Here is a 13,462-nt window from a genome sequence, read left to right on the forward strand (position 1 = left end):
TTTATCGTCCTAAGTCAGCTTTTTTTTCGTTTTCCAATTAGAAGTTTTTCAAATGCCTCAACAAACACATACATAAGTGTGGCGAGGACACAGGTTAGTAGTACACTCAGTAAGACGAGCGTGAAGTTGAAAACTTGGAATCCATAGCTAATTAAGTAGCCAAGACCTTGTTTAGAGACGAGAAGTTCGCCGAAGATAACACCGACCCATGATAAACCAACGTTCACTTTTAACGTTGAAATAATGGCTGGGAAGGATGCAGGGAGAACTACTTGCTTATAACATTGCCATTTATTTGCGCCAAATGTGTCCATCACTTTTATATAGTTAGAATCAACTTCTTGAAATGCACTGTAAATAACGAGAATGGTAATGATGATGGAAATGATTACTCCCATTGCAATCGACGAAGAAATATTTGGACCGAAGATTACAATGATGATAGGACCAAGTGCCACTTTTGGCATAGCGTTTAGAACGACAAGATATGGATCAAGTACGCGGGCGAGAAGGGGGATCCACCAAAGGAAAGTAGCGATAATAGCGCCGAGTACTGTTCCAAGAATGAAACCTACTCCCGTTTCAAGTAATGTCGTCCATATGTGGACCCAAAGCGAACCGTCAAGCCATTTACTAAGGAAGAGATCCCAAATGCTTGAAGGAGAGCTAAAGAGTAAAGGGTCAATCCACTCTTTTTTGCTAGCTATTTCCCATAGTGCAAAGAAAAGAATGAGCAGTAAAAGCTGTAAAGACCTGGCTAACCATGCGCGCCTGCGTTCTTTCTTCCGAAACTGTTCATGTAGTTGCTTTATATTATCCAAGGCGTTCCAGCTCCTTCCATATTTCTTGGAAGAGGGATGGGAAGTCATGGTGGTGGCGTGATTCTAACGGTGATAAGGAACGGATGCTTTCTGGGACGATAAATATTTTTGCGATTTTTCCAGGGTTCGCTTGTAGTAAATAAATACGATCACTCATTGCAATGGCTTCTTCAATATCATGTGTCACGAGTAGTGATGTTTTTTTATAGTTACGTAATAATGTGAAGACGAGATCTTCTAGTTTCAACTTCGTTTGATAATCGAGAGCGGAAAATGGTTCATCTAGCAATAAAATTTTCGGATCGGTCGCTAATGTTCGAACGAGAGCGGCACGTTGACGCATACCGCCGGATAGTTCACGAGGGTATTGTTCTTCTACATCATGCAGACCGACTTGTTTTAAAAGCTTTAAAGTGTGTTCTTTCGTCTGTTCATCGTAAATCTTTCGGGTATGAAGCCCAAGCATGATGTTTTCTTCGATTGTTTTCCAAGGAAACAAGTAATCTTGCTGTAACATATATCCCATAGATGCAGTTTTCGTTGTAATAGGCTCACCATCTAAAAAGACGATACCTTCAATAGGATCAAGTAACCCGGCAATAATGGAGAGGAGTGTCGTTTTGCCGCAACCACTTGGACCGAGTATAGAAATAAATTCGCCTTCTTCCACTTGTAAGCTCATATCTTCGAGAATCAATTTGGCATTCTCTTTTGCGAAAAAGCAGTGAGAAACGTTACGTATTTGTAAAAAACTCATACACTTCGCCTCTATTTCTTAATAACGCTTTCGGCAATTTTTGTATTGACGAGCGCTTCATGTGGAACTTCTTTTTGTAATTCGCCAGCTTCTTTCATAATCGTTTGGAGTTGTTTCCATTCTTCAGCATCTAATAGCGGATTTGTCGCATAAGAGTGTTGCTTTTTATACCGTTCAATTACTTTTACTGTAATGTCCTTTGAAGTGTCTTTAAATAACGGAGAAACGGCATCAGCGATCTCTTCTGGACTATGGGTATCAACCCATTGCTGCGCTTTATAGAGAGCACGTGTGAACTTTTCAGCAGCAGCTTTATCCTTTTTTAAGAAACTTTCCTTTGCCATGAACGATGTATAAGGAACAGTACCAGATTCATTTCCGAATGAAGCGACGATATAACCTTTACCTTCTTTTTCGAATATACTTGCAGTCGGTTCAAAGAGCTGTACAAATTCTCCCGTACCAGATGCGTAGGCATTTGCAATATTAGCAAACTCGATGTTTTGAATTAAGTTTGTATCTTTGTGAGGATCAATGCCGTTTTTCTTTAAAACGTATTCTCCAACCATTTGCGGCATGCCGCCTTTACGCTGTCCTAAAAACGTAACACCTTTTACATCATTCCAATTAAAAGAGTCTAATTTTTTACGTGAAACTAAAAATGTTCCATCTGTTTGTGTAAGCTGTGCGAAGTTAATGACAGGGTCTTTTGCGCCTTGTTGATGAACGTAAATAGACGTTTCAGAACCGACGAGAGCAATATCAATTCCGCCAGATAACAGGGCGGTCATCGTTTTATCTCCGCCAGCTGTTGTTTGGAGGTCAATATTTAATCCTTCATCTTTAAAAAATCCTTTTTCAATCCCGACATATAACGGGGCGTAGAAGAGAGAATGGGTAACTTCGCCGACGCGAATGTTTTGAGTTTGTTCTTTCGTACCTTCTTTTTTACTACTGCAAGCAGCAAATGTGAAAACAGCTAGTAACATGATGCAAAAAACAGTTATTAATTTTTTCACTATATAACACCTCCTAGAAGTCACTCTACAAGCATGATATGTAGGTAAGTGCCCATATGTGAGTGTAGATAGCAGGAATTTTTTGGGTGATAAAGAAGTACAAATATAAGGGGTGATAAAATGAAGTGCGAATATGATGATAGCGTACATTTACATCTTGATTATTTCGGAACAGAATGTGATATGGAATCGATCGCTTATAAGCGGAAGAATGAAGACGTGTGGGATGTGTATTTTAATTTTGGAGCGTATGGTCTTCAGAAAGATGAGATCGAGACAGGTAGATTTATGGACGAATATGCTGGTCATTACGTTTTTTCTGTACATGCTCGTGATCTTAGCTGGGAATTTGGAAGTGCACAATTTGAAGAGTGGGTTTTGAGAAATCAGATAGTAGAAAAATCGCTGCAAAAATAGGGAGGAATGTAGTGGTTGATTTTCTCATTCTATTGTTTATTTTCGTAGTTGGATTTTTTATTATGGAAGTGCTCATTTACCAATTTGCAAAGAAAAACATTCAAAAATATACAAACATAAAATGGGTTCATATATGGTTAGACATGCATATGAAAAAAGGCCCGAGATTAGATCTTTTTGATTTTGTAGTTATCGTACTTGTATGTATTATATGGAAAGTATGGATGTATTCTCTTATATAATACATATGCCCATTTCTATTAAAATGAAGGAGAACCTGTCAGTGTTGATAGGTTCTTTTCTTATGGTAATCATTTTATGAAGCATAGTTCATTTATGTTTCTAGAATATAGAGAAGAAGTTTTATCCCGTTCAATCCTGAAAGGTTCGGGCCGATTAAAGTTTCACTGTATTTTTAAGGGGAAATTAAGGATACATGTGTATATTACAAGCGTATAGGGAGACTAGCTGCATACAAATATGTTATTTTGTATAAGACAATATGTTTTTTGATGCGAGACGAAGGGGTAAAGGAAAGAGGGAATAAATTGCTTTTTAATGTTTTAACACAACAACGAAGAAGAGATGAATTTTATCTTAGTTTTTCTCCTCAGGAGCCGAGGAAGAACCTACTAATTTCTATCATTCTTAGTGGAATGTGGGCGATTTGTTTAGAAACGCTGTTTTTTGTTATGTTAAGGTCTTTCGAATTCGAGAAAACTAAAGAATTTTTTAATGGGAAAATCCAGCTAAGTATACTCATTATTGTTTTGTGGAGTGTACTACTATACATCATTCATTTAAATAAGGGTATCAGTCATAAGCTTAGGCCAGCTATTCGAGTTTATGTCGTATTATTTTTAATTGCTCATACAATGAATTGGATGTATATCATAGTGCAGGAGGATATGAATCTTATAGTAGTAAATACATGGGTGTATTTACAATATGGACAGTATATATTAAGCCTATTATTTATTTATATGGTATACGTTTTTGCATATAATTTGATTGGAAAAGTTTTCTTAAGTACAACGATAACTAGCTTAGTTTTGATTATTTTTGTGCTGGTGAACCATTTTAAGCTCATTTTTAGAGGAGAGCCATTCTACCCGTCTGATTTTACACAGATTGGCCATATGAATTCCGTTATACCGATGGTTATGGATTATTTCAGTTTTTGGAATATGTTTCTGATGATAGTTAGTATTGTTTTACTTATATTTATAGTTATGTATATAAGAAAATACATTCCAGTTATAAAATCACATATTATTATGAGGATAATTTTAATATGTGGTTCTGCGTTTATGTTGTATGCATATAGTAACTACCCTACTACCTTTATGAATAATATATTTACAAAAGCTGGGGTAGACATCCGTGCATGGAATCAAGCGGCAAATTATAAGGGGAATGGTTTTGTTATAGGATTTTTAAGTAATTTAGATACGACAGTCATAAAAGAGCCAGAGGAATATTCAAAAGAAAAGATGCAGCAAATTGCAAAGGATATAGAAAAGCAATATGGCGGTAAAGTAAAAGCGCAAAAAAAGGCAGAGAAGCCGAACATTATATATATTATGAGTGAAGCATTGTGGGATCCGACAAAATTAACGAATCTTTCATTTAGCGAAGATCCAGTGCCGAATTTACATCGTTATACAGAGAATTTCCCAGGTGGACAAACGATAGCTCCTACATTTGGAGGGAATACAGCGAATACAGAATTTGAAGCATTAACGAGTTACTCGATGAGTCTCTTAATGCCAGGTTCTATACCGTATCAACAAGCTATTCCAAGTCAGAAAGAAGTTCCATCTATTGCAAGTGAATTGAAAAAGCAAGGGTATTATGCAAGTGCAATTCATGCCTTTAATCGATCGTTTTATAAACGAGAAGATGTATATAAAACATTAGGATTCGATAATTTTAATGCAGAAGACACGATGAAAAATACAGAAGTAGTTGGAGATAATATTGGTGATTTATCTATGAGTAAAGAAATAATAGATGAATTAAAAAAGAGAAAACAACCTACATTTATTCATGCGGTGACGATGCAAAATCATTTTCCATATACACCAAATATGTTTGGTGAAAATAAAATAGAAATTAGTGGATTAACAGAAGAGGAATCGAAAGCGGAATTAGAAGCATATACAGAAGGGGTAAGACTGTCGGATGAAGCGCTACAATATTTAATCGAGCAGCTTGATGAGTTAGACAGACCTACTTTATTAGTCTTCTTTGGAGATCATTTACCTATGTTAGGTACTAATAAATCTATTTATAAAGAAGCAGGATATATAGAAAATGAAGAGACGGTAAGAGAAAGATTAATTATGTCAGAAACACCATTGTTAATGTATGCGAATTTCGATTTGCCAAATGACAATTTAGGTTTAGTAAGTCCAATTTATTTTTCTAGTCTTGTTTTTGATTATGCAGGATTAAATCAATCACCATTTTATCAATTTCTATCGGAAATGCATAAAGAAATACCGGTTCTGAGAGATGAGTTAAAGGTTAATAAAGATGGGGAAGAGATAACAGATTTAACAAAAGAACAAAAAGAAATGTTAGAGCAATATAAAATGCTCCAATATGATTTACTTGCTGGAAAGCAGTATAGTAAAGATATACTTTTTAAATAGAAAAACAAAAAGAACTTGTATAACGATACAAGTTCTTTTTTTATAGTATTTAACGGGGTAACCAGACAAGCTGGGTTTAGGGAGTATTACCTGTACATTTAGTATAAATAAAAATGTAATCGTTTTATTAATTGATTTGTGAGAAATATGTGAATTTTTTTGTAAAAACTTGCAGTCTATCTTTTATGAACGTAAAAATTTTATAAGTTCTTCATTTAATTCATCCGCTTGATCGATTGGAGAACCGTGACCACTATTTGTAAGAGGATGTAACTGAGAGTTTTTAATCCGCTTTTGTGTGAGTTCAGCGCTTTTGTAAGGGATAAGTTGATCGTGAATACCGTGGAATATTTTTGTTGGGACGTCAATTTTACTTAAATCTTTCGTTACGTCTTCATTTGCAGCTGCTTGTAATATTTTGATGAGAGCGTAGGAAGCAGACTGCATACCGAGATAAGAAAACCATTCTAACGTAGCAGATCCTAAGTTTCTATTAAAAAATGATAAAGATACATCATTTAAAAATTTAGGCAGATTGGCATACATTTGATTAATGAGGGTATCTGCTTGTTCTTTTGGGACACCATAGGGAGATTCTTGATTTTTAACGAAAGAGGGGGAAACAGCATCGACTAATACAAGTTTAGAAATGCGATGACCATTGTAGCGAGACATGTACCGAATAGAAAGAGCGCCACCTACTGAAAAACCGACTAATGTAGCATTTTCTACTTGAAGTGCTTCTAGAACAATGGCGATATCGTCTGCTAAACGATCGTATGTGTAACCAGTCCACGGTTTATCAGATTGCCCGTTTCCGCGTATATCCATAGCGATGCAGCGAAAACCATGTTGTGGTAACACATTGAGTTGATATTGGTACATTTGATGATTTAAAGGCCAGCCGTGGACGAAGAACACAGTTTTACTACCGGGACCGGGATTCACGTCTTGCACAAAAATATGCACATCTTTTTCGACGGTAACAAACATAAATTATCCCCCTATCCTATTCATAAGCTCTATCCCAAAAGCGTTGTTTCGTCATAGCTTTAATAAATTCATTCGCCAGGAGCGTAGGGTTTTGTTCTATTAAGACACCAGGCTTTCCTTCGATATTTAAAGACTGAATAACAGTAGAGCCGTTTTGGAAGGCACCAATTGGCTTAAAGTGATTATATGATTCTACGACAAATGAACTCGCTTTATTAAGAAACTGTTCATCAAGATTTCCTCCAATAAGAAGTAGACCGTCATAAAGAAGTGATGATCCTGTTAAGAAAGTATCATTCACGTCCCAACGTATATTTTGCGTTCCTTGCACAATACCTAATCGCTCGGAAACAATCACTGGCTGTAGTCCAACTTGTTTGAATTGATTCATTATATATTGCGCGCTTCGTCCGTCATATCCATTTGCAACAATGACACCTACTCGTAATGTATTAGGACTAAATGTCGTATTTGCCATACTGAGTGCTGGCGATGATTTTGTAACGCTGGATTCTTGAATATTTGGGACTTTTGCTCCGACCGCTTCAGCGACTAACGTAGCTAATTCAGTACTAATATGGCCAATCATATTTACGACTTGTTGGCGGACGGATGTACTTTTTACTTTTCCTAATTCAAAGGAGAAGGCTTGCATAATATGAACCTTTTCGACGTTACTCATACTATTCCAAAATAGACGTGCTTGAGAGAAATGGTCTTTGAAACTGGCGGCTGTTTCTCTCGTTTTATGCCCTGACACCGTAGAAGGATATGTAACAAACCCACCCTTTGTACCGGGGACAGTGTAAGGAGTGTTATTTGCTAAGGAATTATTATGGTAAGCAATTTTTCCTTTATCGATTATATATTTAGATGCACCATCTCTTTGATTGTTGTGAAATGGGCAGATTGGACGGTTAATCGGTAATTCTTGATAATTTGTACCGACGCGTGCCAATTGAGTGTCGGTATAAGAAAAGAGCCTCCCTTGTAAGAGCGGATCATTGGTGAAATCAATACCACGGACGATACTTCCAGGATGAAGTGCGACTTGTTCCGTTTCCGCGAATACATTATCGACGTTGCGATTTAATGTCATTTTCCCGATGATTTTAACGGGGAAATCTTCTTCAGGCCAAATTTTCGTCGCATCTAATATATCGAAATCGTATTTAAATTCATCCTCTTCTTCTAAAATTTGAATGCCGAGTTCGTACTCAGGATAGTTTCCAGCATTAATATTTTCCCATAAATCACGGCGATGGTAATCTGGATCGGCACCCCCTAGTTTTTGAGCTTCATCCCAAATTAATGAGTGAATGCCGAGCTTTGGCTTCCAGTGAAATTTTACGAATCGCGACTTTCCGTTTTTATTTACTAAGCGGAATGTATGAACGCCAAACCCTTGCATCATTCGAAAACTTCTTGGAATGGCACGATCAGACATAATCCACATCATCATCGCAGCGGATTCTTGGTTATTGGCGATGAAGTCCCAAAATGTATCATGTGCTGTTTGTCCCTGTGGAATCTCATTATGCGGCTCAGGTTTAAGGGCGTGAATAAGATCAGGGAATTTAATACCATCTTGAATGAAGAAAATGGGAATATTGTTTCCTACTAAATCAAAATTTCCTTCTTCTGTATAAAATTTAACAGCGAACCCTCGTACATCTCGATTTGTTTCATTCGCACCTTTTGATCCAGCTACTTCAGAGAAGCGAACAAAAAGGGGTGTTTTTTTTGAAGGGTCTTGTAAAAAGTGGGCCATTGTTAGCTCTTCTAAAGATTCATATAGCTCGAAAATACCATGTGCGCCGTATCCTCTTGCATGAACGACTCTTTCAGGAATTCGTTCACGGTCAAAATGAGCAAGTTTTTCCCGCATAAGAAAATCTTCTAGAAGGGTAGGACCACGATCGCCGACGGTTAAAGAGTTTTCATCATTTGAAATTTTGACACCTGTATTTGTTGTCATTTCCTTTCCTTCATTCTCACGCGTGAAGGATTCCATTTGTTCTGTCTTTTTATTTTTTTTGCCGTCCATATAAAGCACCTCCCATAATATACGTATTATTATTTATAGTTTTTATGCTTACATATAGTCTGAGGAGATTGCAATGTTGGGATGATTTTCCTCAATTGTTCGATTTATCTTTGTTTGTCTATGAAAATCATTTATTATAATAAATGGTATTCTTCGAGATATTATTTTGAAGGGGTGTTGAAGTGAAAGAGAGTTTTCTATCATATAAAGAAGAAGAAAGGAATGCGAAAATTTTTTTATGGGTGTTGTATGTCACTGTTGGTGTATACCAAGTTTCTTATGCAATTGTATTAGAAAATAAAGCATTAATAGAAAACTGGCATAAAGGAATGTGGCAAGCTTTATGTGGAGTAGCAATACTATGCGTGAATATATACTTAGTAAAAAAAGAGAAAGCAAACCTTGTTAAATATACATGTATATTTATATACATAGGGATAGAAATAGTGAATATACTTTCGTATATTCTTTATAATAAGGTGGCATTTGATGCGACGAATATAATAGAAATTATATTCATTTTCTTTGTACCTATATTTATAAATAAAAGATTTTTTGTGTGCTTACTTGTCACTATTATAGGGAAATATTTAATTTATTTATTTGTATTAGGGGAAGTAAAAGCGTTTATGTTCCTCATTATGTATACACTCGTATTAATAGCAGTATACATCATTTTAAATCGATTTATACAATACCTTTCAGCTGTAAAGGAAAGTATTAAGATTGCTAGTGAATCACAAAAATTAGCAGTAATCGGAAAAATGGCAGCGACAGTGGGACATGAAATTAAAAATCCACTTGCTTCATTAAAAGGGTTTACGCAATTACAACGAGAGAAGCATGGAGAGGACCCTATTTACAAACGGATGATTTTTGAAATAGAAAATATGAATAGTATGATAAGTGAGTTGATGGAAGTTGCTACATGTAAACCTTCTATCTATAAGAAACATAATATAGGAGAAATTGCATTACAAGCAGTAACAATTCTTCGCGAAAAAATGAATGAATCTAACGTTCAGCTTATTTCTAATGTGGAAGAAAAGGCGATAGAAGTTGAATGTGATGAGCGGAAAATAAGAGGAGTCTTGCTATATGTCATAAAAAATGCTCTGGAGGCGATGGAGCAAGGTGGCACATTAGATTTACGACTAGAAAATAAAGGACAAGATTATGTAATGCTAAGTGTAATCGATAATGGATACGGCATTAAGAAGGAAAATTTGGCCCGTGTTACAGAGGCCTTTTATACAACGAAACAGGATAAAATTGGCCTGGGACTTACGGTAGCGAATCGACTTGTTACCGAGCAGCACCTAGGTGAATTACATATTTCAAGTGAAAGAGATAGTGGAACTAGAATAGATATCATTCTCCCAAAGCAGCGTGAAAATAATGAAATTCAAGTGGGAGAAAAGCTAGGAGTTACCATATGAATAAAGACGATATATTTAAAAATGAAGAAATAAAGGCGCTGAAAATATTTTTAAGTTTATTTTTTATTATATTTTTTGTATACGATCTTGCCTACGAATTTATTGTACCTTTCCTAGGAGGAGAGCAAGACGGCGTAGGAGAATTTGAAGATGGTTTAGGTTTATGGCTTTATTTTCTGATGGTGATCTTATTTTGTACTGGAGTATACTTTATGAAATGGAAAAATCCATTTGCAGTAAAGTATATTATTCTAATTGGATATAATCTATTAGATTTTATTCATAATTTTATGATTTACTATGGTAGTGATGCTGAATTTGATGGTGGAAATATAGTAGAAGGATTTTTCATTTTATTTGCACCAATCTTTGTGAACAAAAGGTATTTTTGGTTAGTTCCGGGGATACTTGTTGGAAAGTACGCTCTTATAGGAATCATTATTCAATCGTCACTCGTCTTAATCCCAATGGCATTATATAGCGTATTTACTATCATATGTTGGATTATGTTTTTGAGGTTTCAGTCTTACGTTCGTACGCTTGAGATGATGGATAAAGAAATACAACAAACAGAAAAATTAGCAACTGTTGGGAAAATGGCAACAGTTATTGGCTACAAAATTAGAAGACCTCTAGCGAATTTGAAGAAATTTGTGAATAAGCAAGCAAATAAATATCCAGAGGATAAAATATATAGTGATATTATGAAACAAGAAGTAGAACGAATTCATACAATTGCTACAGAACTTAGTGGATTTGAGAAATCTAAATCACCAGAATCAGAAACTCATAATATAGAAGAAATTATCGCTTATGTTATTCGAGTTATGGGGAAGCCTGCTTTAAAGCAAGGCGTGCACATACAAGGTATATATAGTAAAGACATACCATCAATTACATGCGATGAAAAACGATTAAAACAAGTATTTTTTAATTTAATTAAAAATGCGATCGAAGCAATGTCAGTTGGCGGAACGATTACGATTAAAGTGACTGTAGAAGATGCAATCATTGTTCAAGTTAAGGATGAGGGTTGCGGCATTCCAAAAGACAAAATTCCGAAGCTAAATGAAGCTTTTTACACAACGAAAGAAACGGGAACAGGTTTAGGTTTAGTAGTTACAGAAAAAATTATTAAAGACCACAACGGTAAAATGAGTTTTGAAAGTGAAGTTGGGGTTGGAACGACTGTAAAGGTTGTATTGCCGATGTAATGAAAAAATATTTTTAAAAGGGAGATCACTTATTTGAGAATGATCTCCTTTTTTGTGAATAAAAATTCGATAGTGTTTACCCTATTTGTACAGTATATATAATTTAAAAACCAAAATATGGATACATTAACAATAATAGTATATACTAGACTTGTCTGTTATTTGTTTTAATTCATTTGCATTTCTATTTGTTGGCCCCAATTATTGGGGCTTTTTTTGTTAAATAAATTATTTTTAAGAGGGAACTAAATATTAGTGATTAGAAAAACAGAATATACAGCACTGGCAGTAATTCCAGGAGTAATATAAAGGGATATAGCATCTCCTCTCGAAACGAGGTTTCCAGTTGTAATGCTAGTCCAAGTTACAGTAGCGGGACCTACTGCTGGAGTAGGATTAAACACTTGAATTTGTCCCAATCCAGTATCTGTCGCTTTAATTGAAAATATCATAGTTCCAGTAATTTTGTCAGTAGTAGTTAAGGTAATAGTGGATAGGATGTAACTAGAGGTAGGGGCATTGAGGTTTGTTGGGACATTCCTGCTAATATCAATCGTATAAACAGCAGCAGGTAAGTTATTTACATTTATAGACGCAGAAAATCCGACTATACTACCGGATCCAGCAGTAACATATGGAATAACATTGGAGTCAATTCCAGGAGAACCCGCTATACGTTGAAAACCAGCATTTGTTCCTTGAAAAACAATACTTTTTGATGAGGCACTACCCGCGGTGCCAGAAGGCCCAGTACTACCAGAAGGTCCGGTACTGCCAGAAGGCCCAGTACTACCAGAAGGTCCGGTACTGCCAGAAGGTCCAGTGCTCCCAGTAGTTCCAGCATTACCAGTAGGTCCGGTATTGCCAGTAGGTCCAGTGCTCCCAGTAGTTCCAGCATTACCAGAAGGTCCGGTACTGCCAGAAGGCCCAGTGCTACCAGAAGGTCCGGTATTGCCAGAAGGCCCAGTGATCCCCGTAGGTCCGGTATTGCCAGAAGGCCCAGTGCTACCAGAAGGTCCGGTATTGCCAGAAGGCCCAGTGATCCCCGTAGGTCCGGTATTGCCAGAAGGTCCAGTGCTCCCGGTTGACCCGGTGCTACCAGTAGGTCCACTTTCTACTAATACGATATAATCTGGAGATATATTGGGAAACCCTTGAGGTGCATCTTTTTTTACAACATAGCCGCTGCTCGTATAAGTGACCACTTGTCCGGTTTTATAGTTAGGGGCTGCTGCTAGACTAAAGGCGGTAGTACTTTGTAAACCAGCTCCGGTAGATCCAGTGCTACCAGTCGGTCCGGTGGCCCCAGTCGGTCCAGTGGCCCCAGTCGGTCCAGTGGCGCCGGTGCTACCAATAGAACCGCCGTTGCGTCTGCCATCGCAACTAAAACAATTACGTGGGTACATATATTTTCTCCTTTCTCTGTTTTGAAAACCTAGTTTTAAAAATAGAACTACTATATATATATTATGAATTCTATATTTTTGTGTGGTCGATTGTATTGTGTATATAGATTTACAAAAGTAGGGAGGAGAATTGAATAGTTTTAGAGGAACCATTTTTCTTGCGGAAGCAAAGTAATATTCACATCAAAATTCGCATTAAACCAATCATATATCAATTTTTCTTTCACTAAATATTTAGAGACACATTGTGATACAGTCTCCTTTATCACATGTGTTAGTCTTAATTTTTTGTATACAATGATTTAGAAAAATAGTGGTACAATATATGAATGATGTGAGAAGAGAGGATGAATAACGTATGTACGTTACTGTAACAGAAGCAGCATATAAAAAGATTGTGGATACGATTCCAAGTGAAGCAAAATATATAAAGTTATTTTACGATAATGAAGGTTGCGGTTGTGTAATGAGCGGAATCATCGATTTAGTAGCTGTAGCAGAAAAAGATGAGCGTGATGTAGATATTGAATCAAGCCAGTTTAGTTTTATCGCAGATCGCACAAAGCTTGTATTTATGGATGATAAGTTAACAGTTGATTGGCATGAAGGTGGAGGAACTTTTCAGTTGAAGAGCCCAAGCCAATTTTATAATCCAAATATGAAGTTACACGTTCGAGTGTAGTAAAGAAAAG

The 13,462-nt window shown here is 36.3% G+C and carries 12 protein-coding genes and 1 pseudogene; 6 read left to right on the forward strand and 7 right to left on the reverse strand.

The features are described from left to right. Positions 1–14: 14 nt before the first annotated feature. The 3 genes from QCI44_RS03480 to QCI44_RS03490 are packed head-to-tail and all read right to left on the reverse strand — an operon-like array spanning position 15 to position 2,597. Entirely contained in the window at positions 15–821 is an 807-nt protein-coding gene (locus tag QCI44_RS03480) for an ABC transporter permease (RefSeq protein WP_016135516.1), read from the reverse strand. Further along, on the reverse strand, positions 814–1,578 hold the full coding sequence (locus QCI44_RS03485; protein ID WP_016085839.1) for an ABC transporter ATP-binding protein: 765 nt from the start codon (positions 1,576–1,578) through the stop codon (positions 814–816). The genes QCI44_RS03480 and QCI44_RS03485 overlap by 8 nt, the downstream gene beginning before the upstream one ends. An 11-nt stretch (positions 1,579–1,589) precedes the next feature. Further along, entirely contained in the window at positions 1,590–2,597 is a 1,008-nt protein-coding gene (locus tag QCI44_RS03490; RefSeq protein ID WP_016085840.1) for an ABC transporter substrate-binding protein, read from the reverse strand. Positions 2,598–2,717: 120 nt separating this feature from the next. On the opposite strand from QCI44_RS03490, the gene QCI44_RS03495 reads away from it, so the two are divergent. The 3 genes from QCI44_RS03495 to QCI44_RS03505 all read left to right on the forward strand — a co-directional run bounded on the left by QCI44_RS03495 (position 2,718) and on the right by QCI44_RS03505 (position 5,671). Beyond that, positions 2,718–3,014 carry a DUF3986 family protein gene (locus tag QCI44_RS03495; protein WP_016085841.1) on the forward strand — a complete coding sequence of 99 codons (297 nt, stop codon included), beginning with the start codon at positions 2,718–2,720 and terminating at the stop codon, positions 3,012–3,014. 11 nt (positions 3,015–3,025) lie between these two features. Next, positions 3,026–3,256 carry a hypothetical protein gene (locus tag QCI44_RS03500; RefSeq protein ID WP_016085842.1) on the forward strand — a complete coding sequence of 77 codons (231 nt, stop codon included), beginning with the start codon at positions 3,026–3,028 and terminating at the stop codon, positions 3,254–3,256. A 270-nt stretch (positions 3,257–3,526) separates the two neighbouring features. Further along, positions 3,527–5,671 (forward strand): LTA synthase family protein, encoded by a 2,145-nt coding sequence (locus QCI44_RS03505; RefSeq protein ID WP_048894646.1) that lies wholly within the window; start codon positions 3,527–3,529, stop codon positions 5,669–5,671. Between the two features lie 183 nt (positions 5,672–5,854). On the opposite strand, the gene QCI44_RS03510 is transcribed toward QCI44_RS03505, so the two are convergent. Both QCI44_RS03510 and QCI44_RS03515 read right to left on the reverse strand, forming a co-directional pair. Next, positions 5,855–6,664, reverse strand: a complete 810-nt coding sequence (locus QCI44_RS03510) for an alpha/beta fold hydrolase (RefSeq protein WP_098560617.1) — start codon at positions 6,662–6,664, stop codon at positions 5,855–5,857. Between the two features lie 16 nt (positions 6,665–6,680). Next, on the reverse strand, positions 6,681–8,711 hold the full coding sequence (locus QCI44_RS03515) for a catalase (protein ID WP_016135514.1): 2,031 nt from the start codon (positions 8,709–8,711) through the stop codon (positions 6,681–6,683). A gap of 182 nt (positions 8,712–8,893) precedes the next feature. Between QCI44_RS03515 and QCI44_RS03520 the strand changes: the two genes are divergently transcribed. Together QCI44_RS03520 and QCI44_RS03525 are read left to right on the forward strand one after the other, a co-directional pair. Continuing rightward, positions 8,894–10,150 carry an ATP-binding protein gene (locus QCI44_RS03520; protein ID WP_016135513.1) on the forward strand — a complete coding sequence of 419 codons (1,257 nt, stop codon included), beginning with the start codon at positions 8,894–8,896 and terminating at the stop codon, positions 10,148–10,150. Next, a complete protein-coding gene (locus QCI44_RS03525) occupies positions 10,147–11,364 on the forward strand; it encodes an ATP-binding protein (RefSeq protein WP_016085847.1) in 1,218 nt (405 codons plus the stop codon). The genes QCI44_RS03520 and QCI44_RS03525 overlap by 4 nt, the downstream gene beginning before the upstream one ends. Before the next feature lie 245 nt (positions 11,365–11,609). Here QCI44_RS03525 and QCI44_RS03530 read toward each other — a convergent pair whose 3' ends face one another. Further along, positions 11,610–12,770, reverse strand: coding sequence for a collagen-like domain-containing protein (locus tag QCI44_RS03530; RefSeq protein WP_353811002.1), 1,161 nt, complete (start codon positions 12,768–12,770; stop codon positions 11,610–11,612). Between the two features lie 140 nt (positions 12,771–12,910). Further along, positions 12,911–13,036: pseudogene (locus QCI44_RS30610) on the reverse strand (Nif3-like dinuclear metal center hexameric protein); the annotation flags it as partial. A 92-nt stretch (positions 13,037–13,128) separates the two neighbouring features. Between QCI44_RS30610 and QCI44_RS03535 the strand changes: the two are divergent. Continuing rightward, positions 13,129–13,452, forward strand: a complete 324-nt coding sequence (locus tag QCI44_RS03535) for an iron-sulfur cluster biosynthesis family protein (protein WP_098560095.1) — start codon at positions 13,129–13,131, stop codon at positions 13,450–13,452. Positions 13,453–13,462 lie beyond the last annotated feature (10 nt).

This window comes from Bacillus cereus group sp. RP37 (assembly GCF_040459695.1).
GTDB lineage: Bacteria > Bacillota > Bacilli > Bacillales > Bacillaceae_G > Bacillus_A.

Excerpts from the sequence above, each read along its gene's own strand:
- QCI44_RS03485 (WP_016085839.1), bottom strand. The coding sequence starts at position 1,578 with ATGAGTTTTTTACAAATACGTAACGTTTCTCACTGCTTTTTCGCAAAA.
- QCI44_RS03495 (WP_016085841.1), top strand. The coding sequence starts at position 2,718 with ATGAAGTGCGAATATGATGATAGCGTACATTTACATCTTGATTATTTC.
- QCI44_RS03505 (WP_048894646.1), top strand. The coding sequence starts at position 3,527 with ATGCGAGACGAAGGGGTAAAGGAAAGAGGGAATAAATTGCTTTTTAAT.
- QCI44_RS03510 (WP_098560617.1), bottom strand. The coding sequence starts at position 6,664 with ATGTTTGTTACCGTCGAAAAAGATGTGCATATTTTTGTGCAAGACGTG.
- QCI44_RS03515 (WP_016135514.1), bottom strand. The coding sequence starts at position 8,711 with ATGGACGGCAAAAAAAATAAAAAGACAGAACAAATGGAATCCTTCACG.
- QCI44_RS03525 (WP_016085847.1), top strand. The coding sequence starts at position 10,147 with ATGAATAAAGACGATATATTTAAAAATGAAGAAATAAAGGCGCTGAAA.
- QCI44_RS03530 (WP_353811002.1), bottom strand. The coding sequence starts at position 12,770 with ATGTACCCACGTAATTGTTTTAGTTGCGATGGCAGACGCAACGGCGGT.
- QCI44_RS03535 (WP_098560095.1), top strand. The coding sequence starts at position 13,129 with ATGTACGTTACTGTAACAGAAGCAGCATATAAAAAGATTGTGGATACG.